The 25,251-nt window shown below is 70.1% G+C and carries 21 protein-coding genes; 12 read left to right on the forward strand and 9 right to left on the reverse strand.

What is annotated here, in order from left to right:
• Positions 1-8: 8 nt before the first annotated feature.
• The 4 genes from ISO16_RS15525 to ISO16_RS15540 form a co-directional block, all read right to left on the reverse strand.
• Positions 9-2,036: a TerD family protein gene (locus ISO16_RS15525; RefSeq protein WP_072636560.1), complete on the reverse strand. Its 2,028-nt coding sequence runs from the start codon at positions 2,034-2,036 to the stop codon at positions 9-11.
• Positions 2,037-2,149: 113 nt separating this feature from the next.
• Complete coding sequence (locus tag ISO16_RS15530; protein WP_072636561.1) at positions 2,150-2,836, reverse strand: TerD family protein; 687 nt, start codon at positions 2,834-2,836, stop codon at positions 2,150-2,152.
• An 81-nt stretch (positions 2,837-2,917) separates the two neighbouring features.
• Entirely contained in the window at positions 2,918-4,003 is a 1,086-nt protein-coding gene (locus ISO16_RS15535; protein ID WP_006941733.1) for a DUF475 domain-containing protein, read from the reverse strand.
• Positions 4,004-4,129: 126 nt separating this feature from the next.
• Positions 4,130-4,705 (reverse strand): TerD family protein, encoded by a 576-nt coding sequence (locus ISO16_RS15540; protein WP_006941734.1) that lies wholly within the window; start codon positions 4,703-4,705, stop codon positions 4,130-4,132.
• A 234-nt stretch (positions 4,706-4,939) separates the two neighbouring features.
• Between ISO16_RS15540 and ISO16_RS15545 the strand changes: the two genes are divergently transcribed.
• The 11 genes from ISO16_RS15545 to ISO16_RS15595 all read left to right on the forward strand — a co-directional run bounded on the left by ISO16_RS15545 (position 4,940) and on the right by ISO16_RS15595 (position 17,920).
• Complete coding sequence (locus tag ISO16_RS15545; protein WP_072636614.1) at positions 4,940-6,061, forward strand: hypothetical protein; 1,122 nt, start codon at positions 4,940-4,942, stop codon at positions 6,059-6,061.
• Between the two features lie 28 nt (positions 6,062-6,089).
• Positions 6,090-7,247, forward strand: coding sequence for an HpcH/HpaI aldolase/citrate lyase family protein (locus ISO16_RS15550; protein WP_072636612.1), 1,158 nt, complete (start codon positions 6,090-6,092; stop codon positions 7,245-7,247).
• A complete protein-coding gene (locus ISO16_RS15555; RefSeq protein WP_072636562.1) occupies positions 7,244-8,512 on the forward strand; it encodes a phosphoribosyltransferase family protein in 1,269 nt (422 codons plus the stop codon). Before ISO16_RS15550 ends, ISO16_RS15555 begins: the two co-directional genes overlap by 4 nt.
• On the forward strand, positions 8,509-9,615 hold the full coding sequence (locus tag ISO16_RS15560; protein ID WP_006941747.1) for a cysteine protease StiP family protein: 1,107 nt from the start codon (positions 8,509-8,511) through the stop codon (positions 9,613-9,615). The genes ISO16_RS15555 and ISO16_RS15560 overlap by 4 nt, the downstream gene beginning before the upstream one ends.
• 35 nt (positions 9,616-9,650) lie before the next feature.
• The gene (locus ISO16_RS15565; RefSeq protein WP_072636613.1) at positions 9,651-10,493 is read left to right on the forward strand and encodes an HAD family hydrolase; all 843 of its coding nucleotides are present in this window, start codon (positions 9,651-9,653) and stop codon (positions 10,491-10,493) included.
• Between the two features lie 17 nt (positions 10,494-10,510).
• Positions 10,511-11,794, forward strand: coding sequence for a TerD family protein (locus tag ISO16_RS15570; RefSeq protein ID WP_139310924.1), 1,284 nt, complete (start codon positions 10,511-10,513; stop codon positions 11,792-11,794).
• Between the two features lie 4 nt (positions 11,795-11,798).
• Positions 11,799-13,304 carry a TerD family protein gene (locus tag ISO16_RS15575; protein WP_072636564.1) on the forward strand — a complete coding sequence of 502 codons (1,506 nt, stop codon included), beginning with the start codon at positions 11,799-11,801 and terminating at the stop codon, positions 13,302-13,304.
• A gap of 244 nt (positions 13,305-13,548) precedes the next feature.
• A complete protein-coding gene (locus ISO16_RS15580) occupies positions 13,549-15,111 on the forward strand; it encodes a long-chain-fatty-acid--CoA ligase (RefSeq protein WP_072636615.1) in 1,563 nt (520 codons plus the stop codon).
• Positions 15,108-16,166 carry an MBL fold metallo-hydrolase gene (locus tag ISO16_RS15585; RefSeq protein WP_006941752.1) on the forward strand — a complete coding sequence of 353 codons (1,059 nt, stop codon included), beginning with the start codon at positions 15,108-15,110 and terminating at the stop codon, positions 16,164-16,166. Before ISO16_RS15580 ends, ISO16_RS15585 begins: the two co-directional genes overlap by 4 nt.
• Positions 16,167-16,170: 4 nt before the next feature.
• Positions 16,171-17,046, forward strand: a complete 876-nt coding sequence (locus tag ISO16_RS15590) for a LysR family transcriptional regulator (protein ID WP_072636565.1) — start codon at positions 16,171-16,173, stop codon at positions 17,044-17,046.
• Between the two features lie 4 nt (positions 17,047-17,050).
• Positions 17,051-17,920 (forward strand): LysR family transcriptional regulator, encoded by an 870-nt coding sequence (locus ISO16_RS15595; RefSeq protein WP_043799932.1) that lies wholly within the window; start codon positions 17,051-17,053, stop codon positions 17,918-17,920.
• A 62-nt stretch (positions 17,921-17,982) separates the two neighbouring features.
• On the opposite strand, the gene ISO16_RS15600 is transcribed toward ISO16_RS15595, so the two are convergent.
• Positions 17,983-19,191 carry an acetyl-CoA C-acetyltransferase gene (locus ISO16_RS15600; protein WP_072636566.1) on the reverse strand — a complete coding sequence of 403 codons (1,209 nt, stop codon included), beginning with the start codon at positions 19,189-19,191 and terminating at the stop codon, positions 17,983-17,985.
• Positions 19,192-19,243: 52 nt separating this feature from the next.
• Positions 19,244-19,984, reverse strand: coding sequence for a 3-oxoacyl-ACP reductase FabG (gene fabG / locus ISO16_RS15605; RefSeq protein WP_006944004.1), 741 nt, complete (start codon positions 19,982-19,984; stop codon positions 19,244-19,246).
• 207 nt (positions 19,985-20,191) lie between these two features.
• Between fabG and ISO16_RS15610 the strand changes: the two genes are divergently transcribed.
• Entirely contained in the window at positions 20,192-21,376 is a 1,185-nt protein-coding gene (locus tag ISO16_RS15610; RefSeq protein WP_072636567.1) for an acyl-CoA dehydrogenase family protein, read from the forward strand.
• Between the two features lie 208 nt (positions 21,377-21,584).
• On the opposite strand, the gene ISO16_RS15615 is transcribed toward ISO16_RS15610, so the two are convergent.
• The 3 genes from ISO16_RS15615 to ISO16_RS15625 are packed head-to-tail and all read right to left on the reverse strand — an operon-like array spanning position 21,585 to position 25,210.
• Positions 21,585-23,267 (reverse strand): class I adenylate-forming enzyme family protein, encoded by a 1,683-nt coding sequence (locus ISO16_RS15615; RefSeq protein ID WP_072636616.1) that lies wholly within the window; start codon positions 23,265-23,267, stop codon positions 21,585-21,587.
• Positions 23,268-23,277: 10 nt separating this feature from the next.
• Complete coding sequence (locus tag ISO16_RS15620; protein ID WP_006944010.1) at positions 23,278-24,042, reverse strand: SDR family NAD(P)-dependent oxidoreductase; 765 nt, start codon at positions 24,040-24,042, stop codon at positions 23,278-23,280.
• 37 nt (positions 24,043-24,079) lie between these two features.
• Complete coding sequence (locus tag ISO16_RS15625) at positions 24,080-25,210, reverse strand: thiolase family protein (protein ID WP_006944012.1); 1,131 nt, start codon at positions 25,208-25,210, stop codon at positions 24,080-24,082.
• Between the last annotated feature and the right edge of the window lie 41 nt (positions 25,211-25,251).

Below are 25,251 nucleotides of genomic sequence, written 5' to 3' on the forward strand. Positions count from 1 at the left end.
CCCCGGGCCTATTCGAGCTCGGAAGCAGCCGGTTCGCCGAGAGGTGCCGGTTTGGGAGCAGCCGGCACCCACCCCCTCAGGGGCTGGACGACACCGGCATAGAACGAGTCGGTGGAAGAGGTCACGCTGGTGATGAATCCGGCGGCAGTTCCCGACCGTCGGCCTCCCATAGGGAAGCCCTGCTGAAGGGTGAAGCTGACGATCCGGCCGTCCCTCCCCTCGGTGAGGATCTTGGAATCGGCACGGACGGCGTCGAGATGCTCGCAGGCTTCGTTTCCGCGCTCGGAGAAGACTGCTTCCACTTGGACATCACCCGGTGCGTCCTTCAGTTGCCTCAGCAACCAGGACAATCGACGTGCCGAAGTGCCTTCGTCAGGAGCATCGATGGTGGTCCGGCAGCGGACACGGTTGGTGCGGAGATCGGCCACTACCACGAGATCACCGGCTGTTTCCGGAATACGGAGAAGGGCCTCGAGAGTCCCCTCGGACGCCAGCTTTTCTGCGAAGTAGGCGTTTCGTGCACTCGGGTCGTTGTTGTATCGCCGAGGTAGAACATGTTTGACCGTCACTCCCAATTCAGCGGTCAAACGAAGCGCAAGATGCCGCGCCAAGGACACCCACGTGTCCGCCACTGCTGCCGCCTTCTTGTCGCCCGCACGCAAAGTTCCTGACGCGACGGCATCTCGGACCCCAACCCAATGGCGTCCCATGTCGACGAACTCGGCCGCACCGGACCGGGGGTGGTCCAGGTAGCGAAGAAACTCACCGAGAATCCACGCCTGCAGCGCATCGTCGACACCGCCGTGGGACAGAAGCATGCGAGCTTCGTGCGCTACCTCCGACCAGGACAGATGCCGCAGGGCCACCTTGGCGAGTTTGCGGCGGTCGACCTCGACGGGAAGCTCGCCCGCACTGGCAGGAATGTCGTTCGAAAGACTCACGACGACGTCGTACTTGTTCTTCCGCGCGACATCGAGATAGTTCTCCAACTGCTCCCGTCTGAGCTTGCCGTTCCCCGTCTTGACCTCGAGCAACGCGGTCCAGAGTTTGGCGCCACGCGACACCTTCAGCACGGCGTCGGGAATCACCTTCGACTCGCCCTGGGCGTACTGCACTTCGCAATAACCCTCGAACGCACCTGCCGGCGCCCCGACTCGGGAACAGATGGCACGGGCGAAAGGACGTACCGCCTGCATAGTCGCAACAAGCGCGGACGTTGCCCTGCGTTCCTGCTCTTCGCCGCTACCCACTCCAGCTACGGAGAAGAGTCGCGCAGGTTGCCAGGCGTCGTGCTCTGCGAGCTTGAAATCGATCGGCTTCGCCTTTGTGACAACTCGCCTGGTGGTTCGTACACCGCGCCGCTTCGCTGAAGGTGCGGCGGATGTGCCGGCGTGGTCCTCGATGACATCCGCGGCCGGAGCGGTCGGTGCCTCCCCGGCATCGGTGTGAGCGGAGTCGCGCACTGAGACGGTGTCACCGGCGTCGTGCGACGGTCCCCCCGGTTCCTCGTCGATGTCGACGCCGAAATCCGTCGCGAGCGCGGACAGACCGGAATCCCATCCTTGCCCGACAGCACGGACCTTCCATTCGCCGTTGCGCCGATATATCTCCCCGAAAACGAAGGCAGCTTCGCTGGTCGCATCTGCGGTCACGTACTCCGCCACCGGATGCCCTGCAGGGTCGACCACTCGCAGGGTGAGCTTGCCCAGGTCTCCGAATCTCCCGGTACCGAGGCTTCCCGCGAGCGCCACCGTGTGTACGTCGGCGGGCACGTCCGAGAGAACGACAGCGATCCGCGCCTGCGCTCCTTCTTCGGTTGTACTCGTGCCGAGGAACCGTACGGACCCGTCGGCGGACTCCGGCTGGTTGTAGAAGACGAAGTCCGCGTCCGAACGTACCTTTCGTTCGGAGCCGAGCAGCAGCGCCGAAGCGTCGACCTCGACCTCCGATTCGACCCACCCGACGACCACGTCGATCTGCGACAGGTCACTCGGCAGAGTGATGTTCTGTCCCTTGGACAGAATCGGAGATGTCACGGCAAACCCCCTGAGTAGTCGGCATCGTTCCACCCGAAGGGGTGAACCTCTGAAGGGATCGCTGTCGGCCCGATATTCGTTGCAGCCGAATGCCACCATCGGGCGCGATGGTGCTACTTGCGGCCCGGGGCCCAGTTCATGCCCCAACCGTAAGCACGATCGAGGTCGGACTGGCTGCCGTCGACGTACTCGACGAGCCGCGAGACGCTGATCTCGCGGCCGGTGTTCTGCAGCATCGCGATGGCACAGATGCGTGCGCCATTGTTCGGCGAGTCGAGGCGCACCTCGATCTGCGGTCCGGAGGGCGGAGTGAGGGTGACGACACCGTCCACGGCAGCCCAGTTCGGGGCGCCCTCGTAGATCATCGCGAAGATCAGGATCCGCCGGAATCGTTCGGGTTGGCCCAGGTCGATGCGCATGGTCTCACCGCCGGATACGGCGCCGGTCCGGTCGTCGCCGTCGAGCGCGATGAACGGGGGTTTCTCCAGCGCACCGAAGCTGTTCCCGAGGGCCTGGACGACGCCCTTGGAGCCGTCGGCAAGCTCGTAGAGGCAGGCGAGGTCGAGGTCGACGCCGCGGCCCGTCGCGCCACCCGTGAGCTTGGCGAGGAACCCCTGCTTCCGTGGGGTCGGGGATCCGCCCTGGGACCAGTTGAGGTTCACATGGGTGATCCCTCGCTCCGCTCCGGACTTGGCGAGGCCGACCGTCGGAGCGGCCTTGGTGAGGCTGATCTTGCTCAGGCCGACTCCGCCCTGCTTGTCGCCGGGGTTCTTCGAGGGTCGGGTGTAATCGATTGCCATGGGTAAGACCTTTCCCTGGATACGAAGATGGGAACCCTCGATCGCTCGAACCGATCGAGGATTCCCATCGAAGTCGTGCGGTCAGGCGGCGACGGTCGCCTTCGCCTCCTGACGATTGCGGCGGATGCTGCTGGCGAACGCGGCACCGATGAGCGCGACCCCCACGAGACCCGTGACGATCTCGTTCACGTGATGGCCGATCGAGTACAGCAGGATGAACGCGAGCGCACCGATCGCCCAGTGCGCGCCGTGCTCGAGGTAGCGGTACTCCGAGAGGGTGCCCTTGCGGACGAGGAACACCGTGATCGAGCGGACGAACATCGCGCCGATGAAACCGAGGCCCAGGGCGATGATGATCGGGTCCGAGGTGATGGCGAACGCGCCGATCACGCCGTCGAAGGAGAACGACGCGTCGAGCACCTCGAGGTAGAGGAACAGGAAGAACCCGGCCTTGCCGGTGGCCTTGGCCAGCTGGGTGGGCCCGCCCGTCGGCTCTTCCTCTTCCTCGGGGATGTGGAACAGCTCGCCGAGCCCGTTGACGACGATGTAGGTGATCATGCCGAGCACGCCGGCGATCATCACGGTGGAGACCTTGTCCTCGGGAGCGAGGATCGTGGCGGTCAGCACCAGCAGCACCGAGGCGGTGACGACCTCGAGCTGGTCCAGCTTGCCGGCCCGCGCAAGCGGACGCTCGAGCCAGGCCAGCCACTTGATCTCGCGTTCCTCGAAGATGAAGTTCAGGAACAGCATCAGCAGGAACATGCCACCGAACCCGGCGATCTGCGGGTGGGCGTCGGTGATGATGGTCTCGTAGCTGGGGCTGCCGTCGGGGAAGTACGCGGCGTCGTTCGGCGGCGGGTTCAAGGCGAGGTCGAGTGCCTCGATCGGACCGAGGCCGGAGGCGATCCACACGATGAGCAGCGGGAAGATCAGCCGCATGCCGAACACGGCGATGAGGATGCCGATGGTGAGGAAGATCTTCTGCCAGAATTCGCTCATCCGCTGCAGCACGGTGGCGTTGATGACCGCGTTGTCGAACGAGAGCGAGACCTCGAGGATGCCGAGGATCGCGGCGAGGAACAGGGCCTGGGGTCCGCCGTAGAGGAAGGCGACCACCAGGGAGACGACGGTGACGGCAAACGATATGCCGAAGATGCGCAGAACCACGAAGCGTGGCCTTTCTGTCTGGATCGGGGCGGTGCAGGGTGGCTACTGCAGCAATTTATCGGTGAACCAAGGAAAGCGGCCCCCGGCGACGAAGCCGGGGGCCGGATCCGGAATCCGGATGCGACGTCAGACGTTGACGCCGTAGTCGCGGGCGATGCCCGCCAGGCCGGACGCGTAGCCCTGGCCGATGGCGCGGAACTTCCACTCCGCACCGTGCCGGTACAGCTCACCGAAGACCATGGCGGTCTCGGTGGAGGCGTCCTCCGACAGGTCGTAGCGGGCGAGCTCGTTGCCGTTGGCGCGGTCGACGACGCGGATGTACGCGTTGCGGACCTGTCCGAACGACTGGCTGCGGGAGTCGGCGTCGTAGATCGAGACCGGGAAGAAGATGCTCTCGATGTTGGCCGGCACGGCGCTCAGGTCGACGTTGACGACCTCGTCGTCGCCCTCGCCCTCGCCCGTACGGTTGTCGCCGATGTGCTCGATCGAGCCGTCCGGGGACTTGAGGTTGTTGAAGAAGACGAAGTGCTGGTCCGAGACGACCTTCTTGTCGGCGCCGGTCGCGATCGCGCTGGCATCGAGGTCGAAGTCGGCACCGGTGGTGCTGCGGATGTCCCAGCCGAGGCCGACGGCCACGGCGGTGAGGTTCGGCGCTTCCTTGGTGAGGGAAACATTGCCGCCCTTGGTCAAGCTGACGCCCATGCGGGGTCCTTTCGATCTGTCGGTCCGGACGAGGTGCCCGGGCGGGCACGCCCGATTTGCGCGTGTCACTCCACCCTAATAGCTGTTCCGCGCCGACGCCCCATGCTCGGGGCGCGCGCACGGGGCCGAACCGCGCGGACCAGTACCATTCGGGGCGTGGCGAGCCGATGGACGCGCCGCCTCTTCGGCGGTGGGAGCACCGACGATCCGGTGGCCCGTGGCGCCTACGACGCGATGGTCGCCGCGTTCCTCGACATGGACCGCCGCCAGTCCGTCGCCGAGGCCGGCGTCACGGCCTCGCACGAACTCGCGCCGCAGCGCGGGCTGCGCCGCGAGTGGGAGCCCGTCCGCGAAGCCTGTTACCGCGCGGCCGAGACGTACCTGCACCTCGCCCGCACCGAACCGACCGATCCGCTCGCTCCCGCCCCGGCCTACGAACAGGCTCTGCAGCAGATCGGTCTCGCCACCCGCACCCTCGACCAGTTCTACGATCGCCACCGCGCACACCTCGAGCATTCGGTCGCGGTGGCACAGACCGTCCCGCAGCTCGCCCGGCAGGTCCGCACCGAGGCGCAGGCCGCGGCGGCGCTGGTGGACGCGCCCGAGCACGCCGCATACGCCGACTACCCGTCCGTGCGGGCCGCGGCGAACGCGCTCGACGCGGAGGTCCGCGCCCTGGATTCGGCGGTGGGAACCGGCGCCGTCCGAACGGCGGCACGGCGGGCCGAGGAGGCGGCCATCGCCCTGCGTCGCGCCCTCGCGCAGGCGCCGGACAAGGCCGAGTCCGCCCGGAAAGCTGTGGCATCCGTCACCACCCGCCTGTCGGCGGTCCGCACCCGCGCCGAGAGCCTGGCGCCGGCGTTCTCGGCCCTGCTGCGCGAGTTCAACGCGGCCAGCTCCGCCGACCTGTCCGGCAACGAGCGCGCCGCCCGCGAGTTCCTCGACCGGGCCGACGCCGACGTGACCGCGGCGCGAACGGCTTCGGCCGGGAACCGGCCCGAGCAGGCGCTCGAGCTGACCGCGGCGGCCCGGGCATCGCTCACCCAGGCGGAACGCTACGTCGACGCCGTCACCGAGCGGCTGTCCGTCCTCCGCGCGGTCCGCCGTGATCCGGCCGCGAAGGTGGAGCAGGTACGGTTCCGTCTGCGCGACGCGCAACAACTCGCGGTGCAACGGGGGTTGACCGCAGAATGGGGATCGGTGCTCGACGCGCAGCTCGATCGGATCGACAGGGCAGTCGGTTCGCTCACCGGCGTACACCCCGACTACTGGGCGTACGTCCGAGAGCTCGACGCCGTTTCGCGCTTCATCGCCGGCGTGGTGCAACGAATGAGAGGACGAACGGAAGAGGCATGAGTGGGGAACCTTCGCCGATATGCGCACGATGCACCATTTCCACCACATGGACCGCGCGACCCGGGACACGCTGTTCCTGCATCCGCCGCAGGCATTCTCCGATGCCGACGAGCGCGATCGGCTCGCCGTCGCGCTCGGGGCCACCCTGTACGTCCCGGCCACCCGCGCGGATCTGACCGCCACGATCGCCCGCCGAGCCCGCGAGGGTGTCGCCTCGATGGTGATCGACCTCGAGGACGCCGTCGCCGATCACGAGGTCGAGGACGGCCTGCGCAACGCGGTCGTCACCCTCGACGAGCTCGCCGGCACCGCGGCCGCGACGATGCTGCTGTTCGTCCGGGTGCGCACCCCCGACGGTGTCGACCGCATCGCCGACATCCTGGGGCCCGGCGTCACCGCGTTGACCGGATTCGTTCTGCCCAAGTTCACCGCGGCGTCGGGGCCGGCCTTCCTCGATGCGGTGGCGGCGGCGTCCGAGCGGCTCGGCAAGCACCTGTACGCGATGCCGGTGCTCGAGTCCGCCGAGCTGGTGCACCGGCAGACCCGCGACGGCGAGTTGCAGCAGATCGCGGCACTGCTCGCCGGGCACCGTGACCGGGTGCTGGCGGTACGGATCGGGGCCACCGACATGTGCGGCACGTTCGGCATCCGCCGCGACCGCGACCTGACCATCTACGACGTGCGCGTGGTCGTCGACGTCATTGCGGATGTCGTCAACTACCTCGGCCGCACCGACGGCACCGGATTCGTCATCACCGGTCCCGTCTGGGAGTACTTCGCCGATCACGAGCGCATGTTCCGCCCGATGCTGCGGGCCACGCCGTTCGCCGAGCACGACGCGGTGATGTTCCGCCAGCAGCTCGTCAGCCGGGATCTCGACGGGCTGCTCCGCGAGATCGCCCTCGACCGGGCGAACGGCATCCAGGGCAAGACCGTGATCCATCCCTCCCATGTGGCCGCGGTGCACGCCTTGTCCGCGGTCACCCACGAGGAGTACCACGACGCGGTCGACATCCTCGGCGGCGACGCAGGTGGCGTGCAGGCCTCCGGTTACCGCAACAAGATGAACGAGCGGCGTCCGCACCGCACCTGGGCGCAGCAGACGTTGCTGCGCGCCTCGGTGTTCGGCGTCACCAACAAGGGAGTCACTTTCGTGGACCTGCTGACGGCATTGGTGGACCGGTGACGGCGGGATTGCAGTCACCCTGGGCGACGGAGCAATTCGGCCTGGAACTGCAGCACTTCGACTCGGCGACCGGCGACACCGTGCCGGACCTCGTCGTGCCGGGGCTGCGCCGCAACCCCCGTCGCGCACACCTGCTGGTCTCCACGGTGCTCGGCAAGCACATTCCCACCGACCCGGCCGCGGTCATCGGCGCGGGTGACCGGCTCGGCGATCTCGTCGCGGACCTGCTGGGCTCCGCCGCGCACGACACGGTCGTACTCGGATTCGCCGAAACCGCAACGGGCCTGGGTCATTGTGTGGCCAGCCGGCTGCGAGCGCGCTGCTACCTGCACTCCACCCGGCGCGACGTGCCCGGCGCCGGCACCTTCGCCGGGTTCGAGGAAGGCCACTCGCACGCCACGTCGCACCTGCTCCAGCCGACGTCGCCGGAGCTGTTCGCGAACGACGCACCGCTGATCCTGGTGGACGACGAGATCTCCACCGGCGCCACGGCCGTCGACGCGATCCGGTCCCTGCACCGGCACCATCCCCGCGCCCGGTACGTCGTCGCGTCGCTGGTGGACATGCGCACCGCCGATCACCGTCGCGCGGTCGACGAGGCGGCCGCCGAACTCGGCGCCCGGATCGACCACGTGAGCCTCGCGGCGGGACACACGATCCTTCCCGACGGGCTCGTCGAGCGGGTCGCCGCACTGCCCGATCCGGATATGAATCCCGTTGCCTCACAAAGAGGCTCCGTGGATTTCGTGACGTTGCCGTGGCCGGCGACCGTGCCCGACGGCGGGCGGCACGGCTTCCTGCGCACCGACACCGCGGCTTTCGACGCCGCGATCGAGCACACGACCGAGGCCGTGGCCACCGCCCTCGGACCGGGACGGCCGGTCGTCGTGGTGGGCCACGAGGAACTGATGTACCTGCCGCTGCGCATCGCCGACGCGCTCGCCCGCCGGGGGATCCCCACGCGGTTCCAGACCACCACCCGCTCCCCTGCGTACGTCCGGGACGTGCCCTGCTACCCCCTTCGGCGCGGATTCACCTTCATCGCACCCGAACCCGACGACGTCCCGCGGTACCTGTACAACGCGCGGTGGCCGGAGGAACGGGCACGGCTGCTGCTGGTGCTCGACGATCCCGCCGACACCGATCGCCTCCGGGCCGACGGTGGCCTGCTCGACGTGCTGACCGCCGCCGGGGAGGACGTGGTCGTCGCCGTCGTGCCCGCCACCGACCCGTCGGTGCTGCGCGCCGCCCGGGAGGGACGATGACCGTTCCGCTGGCCGGACCCGACTTCGGCTCCTACGCCCCGGACGAGGTGCGGTGGCTCCTCAAGGACCTCTCGCACGTCGCCCTCGAGGCCGACATCGCCGAGCGCGAGCGCCGCATCCAGTCGGGTCTCGCCCACTACGCCGAGACGCTGCCGATCGAATACCAACCCGATGCCGCCTACCGCGAGCTGTTCGACAAGGTACTCGCCGCGACGGCGGGGCGCCTCGCCCACGCCGTCGGTACGGTCACCGAACTGCTGCTCGCCGAACGGGGCCGGGACCTGACGCTCGTATCACTGGCCCGCGCAGGCACTCCCGTCGGCATCCTGATCCGTCGCTGGGCGCAGCGGCACCACGGGCTGGACCTGCCGCACTACGCGGTGTCGATCGTGCGGGGCCGCGGCATCGACGTCGCCGCCCTCGACCACGTGACGGCGCGTCACGATCCGGCCTCGGTGGTGTTCGTCGACGGCTGGACCGGCAAGGGCGCCATCGCCCGCGAACTCGCGGCGGCCCTGGCCGAGTACCGGGCCGCGGGCGGTCCGGAACTCTCCGGCGACCTCGCCGTGCTCGCCGACCCCGGGTACTGCGTGCGGACCTACGGCACCCGCGACGACTTCCTCATCGCCTCGGCGTGCCTGAATTCCACTGTCTCCGGCCTGGTCTCACGCACCGTCCTCAACGAAACCCTGATCGGCCCGGGCGAGTTCCACGGCGCCAAGTTCTACGCCGAACTTGCCGGCGAGGACGTCTCGGCCGTCCTCCTCGACACCGTCGCCGCGGAATTCGGCGACCGGGACGCCGCAGTCACCGCCGCCGGGGACATCCTGCGGTCCGACCGCACCCCCACGTGGGCGGGCTGGGAGTCGGTGGAGAGGGTACGGGCCGAGTACGGCATCTCCACCGTCAACTACGTCAAGCCCGGTGTCGGTGAGACCACCCGGGTGCTGTTGCGGCGCGTGCCGTGGCGGGTGCTGGTCCGCGAGGCCGATGCCGAGGAGCACGCGCACATCCGGATGCTCGCCGCCGCCCGCGACGTGCCGGTCGAAACGGTTCCCGACCTGGCGTATTCCTGCATGGGACTGATCAAGGATCTGCCGTGACCACCGCCCTCGTCGCGACCGACCTCGACCGCACGATGATCTACTCGCGCGCCGCGATGGGCGAATCGCCCGTCGTCGACGGCGATCTGGTGTGTGTCGAGCACTACGACGGTGCGCCCCTGTCGTACCTGACCGTCACGTCCGCGCAGCGCCTGCGCGACCTGGCCGCCGCCGCGGTGGTGGTGCCGACCACCACGCGCACCCCGGAACAGTTCCGGCGCATCGCGCTGCCCGGCGCACCGTGGCGCTACGCGATCGCCAGCAACGGCGGCGTGATCCTCGCCGACGGTGTGCCGGACACCGGGTGGCGGCAGGCGGTGGACGCGGGCGTGCGCGCCGAGGGCGCCGGACTCGACGAGGTCACCGCCGAACTGCGGCGCCGCGTCTCCGACGACTGGGTGCACAAGTTCCGCATCGCCGACGAGTTGTTCTGCTATCTCGTGATCGACGTCGCCGCCCAGCCGGTCGGGTTCCTCGACGAATGGGACCACTGGTGCCGCGGCCGCGGGTGGAGCGCCTCGCAGCAGGGCCGCAAGCTGTACACGATGCCGTCGGCGGTGTGCAAGAGCAAGGCCGTCGCCGAGGTCCGCCGGCGCCTGGTCGCCGACGGAACGCTCGCCCCGGATGCCGCGGTACTCGCCGCCGGGGACGGAGCGCTCGACGCCGAGATGCTGATCGCCGCCGACGCCGCGATCCGGCCGCGGCACGGCGAACTCGAGGCGCTGGACTGGCGGCACCCGACGGTGACGGTGACCCGGGAAACGGGGATCCGGGCCGGCGAGGAGATCCTGGCCTGGTTCGCCCGATACGCCCGGATCGGCGCGGGTTCGTACAGTGGCAGTGACGCTCCATGTTCCCCAAGACAGAGTTTCCAGTAACAGTGAGGACCCCTCCCGTGCCCGTATCTCTCGCCAAGGGTCAGAACGGCCCCCTCACCGCCACCGACGTCGTCGTCTCGCTCGAGCTGACCACCCCGGCCGACCTGTCCGCCCTGTTGGTCAAGGCCGACGGCAAGGTGCGCTCCGACGCCGACTTCGTCTTCTTCAACCAGCCGAGCGGGCCGGGGGTGCGGCTCGTGCCGGGCGCTCCCGGGCAGGCCGCGTCGCTGGCCGTGTCGCTGAACCAGGTGCCGGCAGACATCGACCAGGTGCGCGCGGTCATCACCCTCGACGACGCGTCGAGCAGCTTCGGTCGCTTCGCCCCGCCGTCCGCGCGGGTCTCCGACACCGCGGGCAACGTCCTCTACGAGTACCGGATCGACGGGCTGAGCAGCGAGTCGATCGTGATCGCCCTCGAGCTGTACCGGCGGCAGGGCGCGTGGAAGGTGCGGGCCGTCGGCCAGGGATACGCGGGCGGGTTCGCCGCGCTCGTGACCGATCACGGGGTGAGCGTCGACGACGCGCCCGCGGCGGCGCCGCAAACGGCTCAGCCCGTGCCGCCGTCGGCCCCGGCCGCGCCGCCCGTACCGCCGGCCTACTCCACGCCGCCGCCTTCTGCTCAGCAGCCCTACCAGCAGCCGGCCCCGCCGCAGCCGTACGTGCAGGCCTCCGCGCCGCAGCCGGCGCAGGACGCCCAGCCCGAGGTCAGCCTCACCAAGAGCCGGCCGGTCAGCCTCGTCAAGGGCCAGAAGGTCACCCTCCGCAAGGAGGGTGGTGTGGCCCTGACCTACCTGCGCATGGGGCTGGGCTGGGATCCGATCGCGAAGCGCGGTCTGTTCGGCAACCGTGCCGCCGACATCGACCTCGACGCGTCGGCCGTGCTGTTCGCCGACCAGAACCTCGTCGACGTCGCGTACTACGGCCAGCTGCGGTCCAAGGACGGCTCGGTCCAGCACCAGGGCGACAACCTCACCGGCGAGGGCGCCGGCGACGACGAGGTCGTGCTCGTCGACCTCACCCGGGTCCCGGCCCACATCACGACGGTCATGTTCATCGTCACCTCGTACAAGGGGCACACCTTCGAGCAGGTCGCGAACGCGTTCTGCCGGCTGGTGGACGGCACCAACAACGCCGAGCTGGCCCGCTACACCATGCAGGGCGGTATGCCGTTCACCGGCATGGTGATGGCCAAGGTGTACCGGCAGGGGCAGGACTGGAAGCTTCAGGCGATCGGCGAGGGCATCCAGGCCAAGCATCCCGGGGAGGCCGCGCCGCAGCTCGGCCGGTTCCTGGTGTCCTGACGCCGTGACGGGGAGATTCGCGGCGGGGCAGAACGCCCCGCTGACGGCGCGCCGGGTCCGCTTCACGGCGCGCGCGGCGGGGCCGCTGGACGTGTGCGCGCTGGTGGTCGACACGAACCTGCAGGTACGCACCTCCGCCGACGCCGTGTTCTACAACCAGCCCGCGGCGCCGGGCGTGGACCTGGCCGGCGACGCCGTCGTCGTGGATCTCGACCGGGTGTGCCCGCAGGCCGCCGCGGTGCTGTTGGCGGTCTCCTCGGACCGAGGGCCGGTGGGCGCGCTGTCCACCGACCTGACCGGGCCGCCCGGATCCGGGCCGGCGACGTTCGACGCGCCCGCCGGCGGTGCCGAGTCGGCGGTGATCTGCTGGGAGTTGTACCGCCGCGACGGCGGATGGAAGCTGCGGGCGGTGGGCCAGGGGTATGCCGGTGGACTCGCCGAACTGTTCCGCGCGCACGGAGTGGACGTCGACGACGAGCCGGCTCCGCCCTCGCCGGATACCCCGGCGACGGTGCCGGTCGAACCGGAGCAGGCGTGGGAGCAGACCTGGCAGATCTTCGAGGACGCATCCCGCTCCGCCGCCGCGCTCGTCTCCGCACACGACTACGCACTGCACCGGCTCGACGAGGAACTGTCCGCAGCCGTCTCCGACCCGGCCCGCCGCACCGGACCGGCCGCCGACCAGGCTCGGGCCGAGGCGAATCGGCGATGCGACGAGCTGATCGCCGCGGCTCGCGCCCGGCACGCCGCCGACACCGCGTTGTTGACCGAGGAACTGCGCGCCGTCCGCGCGGCCCTGCCCGCGGCGATGGCCTCGTGGGACGCACCGGCGTGGCAGCGGCCGGGTCTCGGCGGAAACGGGCTGCGGATAGGCGAACTCGGGGCCCCGGATCGCGACTCGCCGACACTTCCGTTGTGCCTCCCGTTGCCGCTGCGGCGCCCGCTGTGGGTCGACGGGGACTCCGTCGCCGCCGCCCCGATCGTGTCGGCCCTCGTGGTGCGGCTCCTCGCGGCGCACCCGGCGGCGCGCCTCGACGTCGTCGACACGGCCGGTGCGTTGTCCGCCCTCACCGATGTGGTGTCCTTCGCAGTGACGAGCCCGGTCGTCCGCGACATCCCGGACATCGGACCCCGGCTGCGCGACGTGGCGCACGCGGTCGATCTCGCCGCCCTGGCCGCGACCGCGGATCCGGGTGCCGAGCCACCGGCGCCACGGATCGTGGTGCTCGCGGGTATCCCGCACGGCTACACCCGTGACGATCTGAGGCACGTCATCCGGATCGTGGAGGCGTCTGCGACACAGCCGGTTTCGGTGATCATCGTCGGCGAGGACGACGATGTGACGGACGAGCCGTTGCTGGACCTGCTCTCGCAGGAGGCTCAGCACCTACCGGTGGCGCCGGGCACCCACATGGCCGATCCGTGGACCGGCACCGACTGGCAGCTCACGTTGGACACTGCGCCGGACCTCGACGGGCTCCGCCGCGTCGTCGCTGCGCTCGGGCGCTGAGCCTCGGGCTGAGCCGAACAACCGCGCGCGGCCGTGCTCCTTGCGCGCGTCCGTCGGGGGCCGTACCCGCGCAGGAAGCACCTCTGCGCGCAAGGACAGTCGCGCGCCGCCGGTCCCGACATAGGCACTCGCTATCGGTCGCTGTGGATCTTGGACTTTGTTCCGCCGAGGCGCTGGTGATCGACTGATCGGGCACGGCGGGCCCGACATCGAGGCGCTCGCCGAACGGAGCGAGGAGTGGGATGTGAGCGGTCTGCACCTTCCGCAGCGGGTCCGGCAGCACGCGGCGGAACGGCCGGACGCACTAGCACTGACCTGCGGCGACACCACCGTCACCTTCGCCGAACTCGATCGGCGCACCAATCGGCTCGCGACCGCCCTGAGCGGTCTGGCCCGCCGCGGCGGTCGGATCGGAGCGCTCCTGCGCATGCGGCTCGAGTCCGCCGAGACGTTCGTCGCCTGCGGGAAAGCGGGGCTGGTGTTCGTCCCCCTGAACTGGCGGCTCACCCCGGCGGAAGCCGCCCGCATCGCCGAGGACGCGGAACTCGACGTGCTCGTCGTCGAATCCGGGTTCGCAGCGGCAGCCGAGGCGATCCGTGCCGCACTGCCCGGCCTGCCCGTCGTCCTCGTCGACACCGATCCCGGCGACGACCTGCTGCCCGGGGCGTGGACCTGGGAACGGCTCACCGCCACCGGCGCCGACACCGATCCCGGCCGCGGCGACGACCCCGACACGACGCTGTTGCAGCTGTACACCTCCGGCACCACCGGCACGCCGAAGGGGGTGCTCATCACCCACCGCAACCTCCACAACGACGAGGAGGGACAGCGCATCTACCACTGGCAGCCCGACTCGGTCGCGCTGAACGCGATGCCGCTGTTCCACATCGCCGGGGCCGGATGGCTGAGCACCTGCCTTTCCGCCGGTGTGCACGCCGTCCTGCTCGGCGAGTTCCAGCCACGCACCGTCGCGTCGCTCGTCGAACGCCATCGCATCACCCATGCGTTCCTGGTGCCCGCGACCGTCCAGATGCTGCTCGACCTGCCCGGCCTGGAAAGGTTCGACCTGTCGAGCCTGCAGTTGATCTTCTACGGCGCCTCCCCCGTCACCCCGTCGATGCTGCGCCGAGCCGTGCACACCCTCGGATGCGGATTCGTCCAGCGCTACGGGATGACGGAGACGAGCGGCTCCGTCACCGCGTTGCGCGTCGAGGATCACGACCCGACCGGTCCCCGCTCCTACCTGCTGCGCTCGGCGGGCCGCCCCATGCCCGGTGTGGAGATCGCCATCCGCGACGTGGCGACCGGGGAGGACCTGCCGGTAGGAGGGTCCGGCGAGATCGTGTGCCGCTCCCGCCACAACACGTCCGGCTATTGGCGGCGCCCGGAGGAGACCGCGGCGCTGTTCACCCACGACGGGTTCCTGCGCACCGGCGACGCCGGCCACCTCGACGAGGACGGCTACCTGTTCGTCACCGACCGGGTGAAGGACATGATCATCACCGGCGGGGAGAACGTCTACCCGATCGAGGTGGAGTCGGTGCTCGCCGAGCATCCCGCCGTCGCCGAGGTCGCCGTGGTCGGGGTCCCCGACCGCAAGTGGGGCGAGGCCGTCACCGCCGTCGTGCGGGTGGCCGACGGTGCCGCCGTGCCGGACGAGAGCGAACTGGTCGCGTTCACCACCAGCCGGCTCGCCTCCTACAAGAAGCCGCAGCGCATCCACTTCGTGAGCGAGCTGCCGCGCAACGCCAGCGGCAAGATCCTCAAGCGCACGTTGCGCGACACCCTCGCGGAGGAGGTGTCGTGACCGCGGTCGAGGTCGTCGGCGTCGTGCAGCAGGAGGCGTGGCGGCGCGGCGAGCTGCCACCGGTCGAGCAGGTCCGGCCCGGGCTGTGGTCGATTCCCGTGCCCATGCCGAAGAACCCACTGCGCTACGTGCTGGTCTACGCGCTGGCCCTGCCCGACGGCCTGGCCCTGATCGACGTCGGCTGGGACTCGGAACAGTCGTGGCAGGCCCTGGTCGACGGAATCCGGCAGACCGGGCACGACATCACCGAGGTCCGGTTCGCGGCGATCACGCACCTGCACCCGGACCACTTCGGCCTGGCGCCGCGGCTGCGCGAGGTCAGCGGTGCCGCACTGGCGATGCACGCCGCCGACGCGTCGCTGCTCGGCCACCACACCGCCACGGATCGGGAAGGGTTCACCGCGGCCTGGGCCCGGCAGCTGGCCCGGCTCGGAGCCCCCGAAGAGGTCCGATCGGGCGAGGTCATGGAACTGGTCCGGTTCGGGCCGCGCGAGTCGCTCGACGTCGTGCTCGACGACGGCACCCCCCTGGATCTGCCGGGCTGGGACCTGCACGCCGTGTGGACGCCCGGCCACACCCCCGGCCACCTGTGCTTCGTGGATCGCACCCACGAGCTGGTGTTCAGCGGCGACCACATGCTCCCCCGCATCAGTCCCAACATCTCCACCGTCCCGGGCGAACTGCCGAATCCGTTGCACCGCTACCTGCTGTCGCTGCACGCCACCACGAGCCTGCCCGACGGCGAGGTCTTCCCCGCCCACGAATACCGCTTCCGCGGTGTCGCTTCCCGCGCGCAGGCGCTGCTCGGCCACCACGAGGAACGGCTGGCCGAGATCGCCGAGGCCGTGTCCCGGCATCCCGGTTCCACGGCGTGGGAGGTCGCCACGCGGATCTCGTGGTCCCGTCCGTTCGAGACGATGTCGCCGCGTCTGTGCCGGCTCGCGGTGCGGGAGACCGACGCCCACCTGTTGGTTCTCGCCGACCGGGACGTGGTCACCGGGTGCGGTACCGACCCGGACCGCTGGATGCCGGCAACCGCCGTCCCCGTACGATGAGCCGGTGGACCTTCACCTCATCACCTATTTCGTCGCGGTCGTCGACCGGGGTGGGATCACGAAGGCCGCCCAGTCCCTCTACATTTCGCAGCCGTCGCTGTCGCAGGCCATCCGCACACTCGAACGTCGGCTCGGCACAACCCTGTTCGACCGGACCGGGCGCCGGCTCACGCTCACCGACGACGGCCGCCGGCTCGACGTAGCGGCGCGCCGCATCCTCGCCGACGTCGAGCGGGCGAAGGCGAAGGTCGCCGCGGTACGCGAACTCGCCTCGGGCCGCGTCGACGTGGTGACATACTCGTCGTTCTCGTTCGACCCGATGATCGAGCTCGCCCGCCGCTTCCGTGACCGCTACCCGCACATCCTGGTGCGGATCGTCGACACGGACGGTCCCGCCGGGGTGCACACCGCGCTGCGCCGCGGCGAGGCGGAGATCGGCATGACCGACCTGTCGGTCGAGCACGCGGGCATGATCACCGTGCCGCTGTTCGAGCAGGAACTCGTGCTCGCCCTCCACCACGACCTCGCGGCCGACCTGCCGGACCCGATCCCGCGCACCCGTGTGCGGGACGTACCCCTCGTCGTCGATCTCGGCGACCGGACCAACGCCGCGAAGGCGGGCGGGCTGCTCGCCGAGAACGCCGCCAATGTGGTCGTCGACTGCGCCCACCCGGCGGCGACGTGGGAACTGGTGTGCCTGGGCACCGGCGCAACGGTGGTGCCCAGGCCGGTGGCCGAACAGCAGATGCCCACGGTGACGGTGCGGCCGCTGGAGCCGCCACTGACCCGGCCCGTCGGACTCGTGCTGCGGGCGGGCGAGCCGTCGCCGGCCGCGGCGGCGTTCCTCGACGTCGCCTCGACACTGCGGCAGGGAGTGTAGGACTGTGGATTTCCGGCAGGTGGAGTACTTCCTCGCGGTCGTCGAGAACAACGGCATCAACGGGGCCGCGACCGCGCTCGGCGTCGCGCAGCCGACGGTGTCGCAGGCCCTGCGCAGCCTCGAACGCGAGCTCGGCGTCGAGCTGTTCCACCGCATCGGTCGCGGCATGGTTCTCACCGCGGCGGGCCGCAGCCTCATCGGCCCGAGCCGGCAGATCCTGCGTGACGTGACCGCGGTCGAGGAGCTGCTCGCCACGTCGGACGGCGCGGTGGCGGGCCGGCTCGACATCATGGCCTTCCCGGCACTGTCCGCCGGCCCGCTGGTGGAGCTGATCGCGCGGTTCCGCCGCGAATATCCCAAGGTCGCGGTGCGGTTCTCGGCCCTGCAGGACGAGGAGCTGGTCGCGTCGCTGATCCGCGACGGTCACTGCGAGTTCGTCGTCGCGCACCTGCCGCTCGAGGGCGGCGACGGACTCGAGGTGATCGAGCTGGGCGAGCAGGAGTGGTGGCTGGCGTATCCGCCGGGATCCGAGCTGCCGGAGGGCCCGATCCACCTGTCCGAGCTGCCGGACATCCCCATGGTGTTCGCGCCGACCGGTGGGTCGATGGTCGATGCGGTGGAGTCGGCGCTGCGCGCGGCCGGTGCCCGTCCGGAGATCTCCGTCCTGGTCGGCCAGCGCGAAGTCCGGCTGCCGATGGTAGCAGCCGGACTCGGCGGGTCGATCGTGGATCGGGTGCCGGCGGAGGCCGCCGGGGACCGGCTCGTGGTGCGCGCATGCGAGCCGCGGCTGGTGGGCACGTACGGGCTCGCGTTCGATCCGGCGACCCTGTCTGCGGTGGGTCAGGCGTTCGTCGACCTGGTACGGCGGCGCTGACGCGCCGGTGCGTCCTTTGAGTTGCTCCCACAGCCCAAAGGACGCACCGGCCGCGAAGCGGCCTACACCCTCTCGAACACCGCGGCCAGACCCTGACCGCCGCCGATGCACATCGTCTCGAGGCCGTAACGGCCGTCGCGGCGGTGCAGTTCCCGGGCGAGCGTCGCCAGCATGCGGCCGCCGGTCGCGCCGACCGGGTGGCCCAGCGAGATGCCGGACCCGTGGACGTTGGTGCGCTCGAAATCGGCTGCGCCGAACTTCCATTCGCGGGTCACCGCGAGTGCCTGCGCCGCGAAGGCCTCGTTGAGTTCGATCACGTCGACGTCGGCGAGCGTGATGCCGGCCTTGGCGAGGGCCTTCTCCGTGGCCGGAACCGGGCCGATGCCCATGATCTTCGGAGCCACACCGGCCAAGCCCCAGGACACGACCCGCACGAGCGGGGTCAGGCCCAGCTCCGCGGCGCGCTCGGGGGTGGTGACGAGGCACATGGACGCGGCGTCGTTCTGGCCGCTGGCGTTACCGGCGGTGACCGTGGCCTCGGGATCCTGCTTGCCCATGATCGGCTTCAGCTTCGCCAGCGACTCGACGGTGACGTCCGGGCGGGGATGCTCGTCGGTGTCGATGACGTCGTCACCGGAGCGGGTCGTGACGGTGAGCGGGACGATCTCCTCGGCGAGGATGCCGTTCTTCTGCGCGGCGACGGCGCGGGCGTGCGAGGACACCGCGAGCTCGTCCTGTTCGAGCCGGCTGATGCCGTAGTCGCGGCGCAGGTTCTCGGCGGTCTCGATCATGCCGCCGGGCACCGGGTAGAAGCGGCCGCCGGCGGTGGCCCGGGCACGCACGAGGCTGTCGTGCATCTGCACGCCGGTGCGGGCGCCGCCCCAGCGCATGTCGACGGAGTAGAACGAGGCGTTGCTCATCGACTCGGCACCGCCGGCGACGACGACCTCGTTGTCGCCGTTGCCCACCTGGAGCGCAGCCTGGATGACGGCCTGCAGGCCGGAGCCGCAGCGACGGTCGATGTGCATACCGGGCACCGTGATCGGCAGGCCCGCGTCGAGCGCGACGACGCGGCCGATGGCGGGGGCCTCGCTGTTGCCGTTGCAGTGGCCGAGAATGACGTCCTCGATCGCGTCGGGGGCGATTCCGGTGCGGTCGAGAAGACCCTTCAGTGCGGCGACACCGAGGTCGACGGCGGTGAGGGACTTGAACATTCCGCCGTAGCGGCCGATGGGAGTGCGGACGGGCTCGCAGATGACTACTTCGCGCATGACGACCTTCGGGAGAGGAGAGTGATTGTGAAAGAGACCGTGAGACAGGGACTCACATGAATCGGCCGCCGGTGACCTCGAGTACCGTGCCGGTCATGTACGAGGACATGTCGGACGCGAGGAAGAGGGCCACGGACGCGATCTCGGACACCTCGCCGGGCCGGCCCATGGGGATCTCGCTCATCTTCTGATCCCAGGCCTTCTGCGGCATCGCCTCGGTCATCGCGGAACGGATCAGGCCCGGCTGGATCGCGTTGACCCGCACGCCGTGGTGCGCCATCTCCTTCGCGGCCGCCTTGGTGAGGCCGACGATGCCCGCCTTCGCGGCCGAGTAGTTGGTCTGGCCGACCATGCCGACCTTGCCGGAGAGCGAGGAGATGTTGACGATGGCGCCACGCTTGGAATCGCGCATGATCGCCGACGCCTTGCGGGTGCCGTGCCAGGTGCCCTTGAGGTGGACGGCGATCACCAGGTCGAAGTCCTCCTCGGTCATGGTGCGCATCGTCGCGTCGCGGGTGATGCCGGCGTTGTTGACGACGACGTCGAGCGAGCCGAACCCGTCGACGGCCTCGGCGAGGAGCGTGTCCCACTCCTCTGCGTTCACCACATTGCACCGCACCGCCCGGGCCACCTCGCGGCCACCGAGCTTCTCGGCGGCGGCCGTCGCGGCATCGAGGTCGAGGTCGCCGAGGACGACCCGGGCGCCGGCGTCGACGAACTCCTGTGCGATCGCGAAACCGATGCCCTGAGCGCCTCCGGTGATGACGGCGGTTCGGTTCTCCAGCAGTGACATGAGGTTCCTTTCGCACGAGCCCACCCGGTCCGGGGACGGTGGGAAGGCACCGATGAATCGAGGACGCGGGCGACGCCCGTCGGCTGATGCTCCGAATATACCGAGAGGACCGGTGATTCGACCCCGCCCCATTCATCGACAGTGCCTATGTGGCGATGGGGTGATTCGTATTGGACACCCGCCGCCCCGGAAACCGATGGTGGATTCATGACAACCTCGACTGCGACGCCGGCTGCCCAGGTCGACGACGACGACTTCCAGGAAATCCTCGCCCAGACCCGCGCGTTCGTGCGCGGCGTGGTGGTGCCGCGCGAGCAGGAGATCGCCGACACCAACGCGATTCCGGACGACATCCGCACCGCCGCCAAGGAGATGGGCCTGTTCGGGTACGCCATCCCGCAGGAGTGGGGCGGGCTGGGCCTGAACCTGGCGCAGGACGCCGAGCTGGCGATGGAGCTGGGCTACACCACGCTGTCGCTGCGGTCGATGTTCGGCACCAACAACGGCATCGCCGGGCAGGTCCTCGTCGGGTTCGGCACCGACGAGCAGAAGGCGCAGTGGCTCGAGAAGATCGCCTCCGGCGAGGTCGTCGCGTCGTTCGCGCTGACCGAGCCCGGCGCCGGCTCGAACCCGGCCGGGCTGCGCACCAAGGCGGTGCGCGACGGCGACGACTGGATCATCACCGGCGAGAAGCGGTTCATCACCAACGCCCCGCTCGCGGACCTGTTCGTCGTCTTCGCCCGCACCCGCCCCGCCGACGAGAACGGCACCGGCATCGCGGTGTTCCTGGTCCCGGCCGACACCGACGGGGTGCAGGTCGGCGCCAAGGACCGCAAGATGGGCCAGGAGGGGTCCTGGACGGCGGACGTGCACTTCACCGACGTGCGGGTGCCGGCCGCGGCGCTGGTCGGCGGCAGCGAGGACGTCGGCTACAAGGCCGCGATGACCTCCCTGGCCCGCGGCCGGGTGCACATCGCGGCGCTGTCGGTGGGGCAGGCGCAGCGCGCGCTGGACGAGTCGGTGGCGTATGCGGCGACCGCGACGCAGGGCGGCACCGCGATCGGCAACTTCCAGCTGGTGCAGGCGATGCTCGCCGATCAGCAGACCGGGGTGATGGCCGGGCGGGCGCTGGTGCGCGACGCGGCGCGGGCGTGGGTGGAGGGCACCGATCGGCGGATCGCGCCGTCGGTGGCGAAGCTGTTCTGCACCGAGATGGTCGGCGAGGTCGCCGACCTGGCGGTGCAGATCCACGGCGGCACCGGGTACATGCGGGAGGTGCCGGTCGAGCGGATCTACCGGGACGTGCGGCTGCTGCGCCTGTACGAGGGCACCAGCGAGATCCAGCGTCTGATCATCGGCGGCGGACTGGTCAAGCAGGCCCAGCGCGGCTGACCCCGGAACGCGACGAGGGGCGGTGCCTGTCGAAGGCACCGCCCCTTTTCGTCTGTTCGTCCGAGCGAATGTATCGCTCACCTCATCAGACCGACAGTATGGTCCATTCGCTCGGCGACGCGGCGACACGGCGACGCGGCGACGCGGCGACGCGGCGACACGGCGACACGGCGACAGCCGGGCACCGTCGCGGTACCCGGCTGCCGGTTCAGCGTGAGGCCGCGGCCTGCTCGATCCGGGCCCGCAGATCCGTCTTGAGCACCTTGCCCGCCGCGGAGGTGGGCAGCGCGTCCACGAGGACGACCTCGCGAATCTTCTTGTAGGGCAGGACCTGCTCGGCAACGAATGCCATCAGCTCGGCAGGGTCGGGCTGCGCGCCCGGCACCGGCACCACGAAGGCGACCGGTTCCTGCCCGACGTTGCCGGCCTCGCGGCCGACCACCGCCGCCGTCGACACCGCGGGATGGGACACCAGGATCTCCTCGAGCTCACGCGGATACACGTTGTAGCCCTTGTAGATCAGCATGTCCTTGGCGCGGTCGCAGATGTAGAGATAGCCGTCGGCATCGCGGTAGGCGATGTCGCCGGTGTCGAGCCAGCCGTCCACGTACTGCTGGGCCGTGATCTCGGGATGGCCGAGGTAGCCGTCGGTCACCTGAGGCCCACGGACCCACAGTTCGCCGCGCTCGCCCTCGCCGAGGACGACGCTCGGATCGTCCTGGACCCGGATCTCGATCTCGGTGTCGAAGACGGGCAGGCCCACACTGCCGAGACGATAGGTGGACCCGATGATCAGCGGCATGGCGGTGACCACACACGTGCCCTCGGTCAGGCCGTAGCCCTCGGCCACGCGGGCGTTCGGGAACGCTGCACCGAGCGCCTCGAGCGTGACGTGGTCGATCGGCGCCGCCCCCGACGACACGACCCGCACCGACGTGGTGTCACGGCGGGCGACGTCGGGGTGGGTGGCCAGCGCATGCCACATGGCCGGGCTGCCGGTGATGTAGCTGGCGCGGTGCCGCTCCACGAGCTCGAGCATGCGGGCGGGGTCGAAGCGGCCCGCGAGCACCTGGGTGAGGCCGCACAGCAGCAGGAACGACGTGTTGATCAGCGCGTGGGCATGGAACAGGGGCGACACGACGACGGTGGCGCCCTCACCGGGGATCACCCCGTGCACATCGAGACCCTCGATCGGGCGCAGCGCGACCAGCCCATCGTCGGTGGTGACGACCTGGTGGGCGGCCCGCCACCCGCACATCTGGGTCACGTTGGCGACCACGTTGCGGTGCAGCACGCGCACGCCCTTGGAGATGCCGGTGGTACCGCCGGTGAAGGCCAGGTGCGCGACGTCCGTTCCGGCGACCTCCGCCGGCGTGAACGCCGTGGGCTGCCCGGCGAGGAACTCGTCGTACCGCACGACGGCCGCGGAGGTGGGGGGCACCTCCACCGGCTCGTCGGAGACCACCACGATCGTCGCGGCCGTGGTGCCCGCCGCGGCGCCGAGGAGGACACCGAGCTGCTGCGGCTGGGTCACCGCCGCCACGGCGCCCGTCTCCTCGATCTGCTTGCGCAGGCCCGGTTCCGGTTGCAGCGGGTTGACCAGCGTCACGGTGGCGCCGGCCCGCAGCGCACCGTAGTAGGCCACGATGAACTCGATGCAGTTGCCCACGTGCAGCAGCACCACGTCGCGCGGGGCGACACCGGCTCCCTGCAGGGCGGAGGCGAACTGCGCGGAGCGCTCGTCGAGCTCGCGGTACGTGCACACCCGTTCCCCGTCGACGATCGCCGGGCGGTCGCCGTAGAGGGCGGCCATGCTCGGCGCCCACACGCCCATCGTCACGTCCGGGTAGGACAGCGACATCGTCGACGGATCCGGCAGGTTCATGGTCATCCGTCCCACCTCAGCGCGGGGCCATGCGGATGGCACCGTCGAGACGGATGGTCTCACCGTTGAGGTAGCCGTTCTCGAGGATGTTGGTGGCCAGCCGGCCGAACTCGTCGGGGCGGCCCAGGCGCGCCGGGTTCGGCACGGTCTTCTCGAGCGAGGCACGCACATCGTCGCGCAGGCGCGCGAGCAGCGGGGTGTCCATGATGCCCGGCGCGATGGTGTTGACGCGGATGTTCTTGCTGGCCAGGTCGCGGGCGGCGACGACGGTCATGCCGACGATGCCGGCCTTGGACGCCGAGTAGTTGATCTGGCCGATCTGCCCCTCGAAGGCGGCGACCGACGCGGTCATGACGATGGCGCCACGCTCGCCGTCGACCGGCTCGAGCGCGGCCATGCGCTCGGCACCGAGACGCAGCGCGTTGAACGAGCCGATCAGGTTCAGCCGGATCACGAACTCGAAGTCCTCGAGCGATCCGGCCTTGCCCTCCTTGTCGAGGACGCGCATCTTCCGGCCGGCGCCGGCGCAGTGCACGAGTCCGCGCAGGCCGCCGCGCTCGTGCGCGACGTCGAGGGCGGCGGCGAACTGCTCGGCGTCGGTGACGTCGGCGGCGGCGAAGGCCGCGCCGTCACCGAGGGAGCTCGCGACGTCGGCACCCGGCGAGCCGGGCAGGTCGATGAGGGTGACGGTGCCGCCGGCGTCGAGGACGCGGCGGGCGGTGGCCAGGCCGAGACCGGAGGCGCCGCCGGTGATCGCGACGGAAAGACCCTTCAGTTCCATATCTTTCGTTCCTTTTCGTGAAATGCGAAGCGGGGTGTCAGAGCAGTTCGAGGATGGTGGCGTTCGCCATGCCGCCGGCCTCGCACATCGACTGCAAGCCGTATCGAATGCCGTTGTCGCGCATGTGGTGCACGAGACGGGTCATGAGGATCGCGCCGGAGCCGCCGAGCGGGTGGCCGACGCCGATGGCGCCACCGAGGGGGTTGAGCCGGTCCATCGCGGCGCCGGTCTCGATCTGCCACGCGAGCGGCACCGGGGCGAACGCCTCGTTGATCTCGAAGGCGCCGATCTCGTCGATGGACAGGCCCGACCGCTTCAGCGCCTTCTCGGTGGCCGCGATGGGACCGGTGAGCATGATGACCGGATCGTCGGCGGCGACGACGGCGGTGTGGATGCGGGCCATCGGGGTCCAGCCCTGCGCCGCGGCGTACTCGCTCGTGGTGATCAGCAGGGCACCGGCGCCGTCGGAGATCTGCGAGGAGTTGCCGGCGTGGATCACGCCGTCCTCCTTGAACACGGTCTTCAGCTTGGCCAGGGACTCGAGGCTGCCCCCGCGGCGGATGCCCTCGTCGGCGCTCAGGCCGGCGATCGGGGCGAGTTGCCCGGCGAAGGCGCCGGCGTCGGTCGCGGCCGCGGACAGCTCGTGCGAGCGCAGCGAGTACTCGTCGAGCGCGGTGCGGGACAGGCCCCACTTCTCGGCCATCATCTCCGCGCCGGTGCCCTGGCTGAAGCCCTCGACACCGAACCGCTCGAGAACCTCGGCCGGGAAGTGCTCACCGTTCTTGCTCGCGCTGCCCATCGGGACGCGGCTCATCGACTCCACGCCACCGGCGACGACCACGTCGCTCTGACCGGAGATCACGGTAGCCGCGGCGAACGAGACGGCCTGCTGGCTCGACCCGCAGGCGCGGTTCACGGTGGTGGCCGGAACCGTCTCGGGCCAGCCAGCGGCGAACACGGCACTGCGTGAGACGATTCCGGCCTGCTCGCCGACCTGGCTCACGCAACCCCACACGACATCCTCGACCGACGCGGGATCGAGCCCGGTGCGGTCGGCGAGGGCCCCGAGCACGTGTGCCGACAGGTTGGCGGGATGGATCTCGGACAGGGCACCGCCACGGCGCCCGATCGGAGTACGGACGGCATCGACGATCACGGCATCGCGCATGGGGATTCCTTACTGCAGTAGAAGAGCGAGGAGCGGAGACG

It is taken from the genome of Rhodococcus sp. M8 (genome assembly GCF_015654185.1).
GTDB lineage: Bacteria > Actinomycetota > Actinomycetes > Mycobacteriales > Mycobacteriaceae > Rhodococcus > Rhodococcus aetherivorans.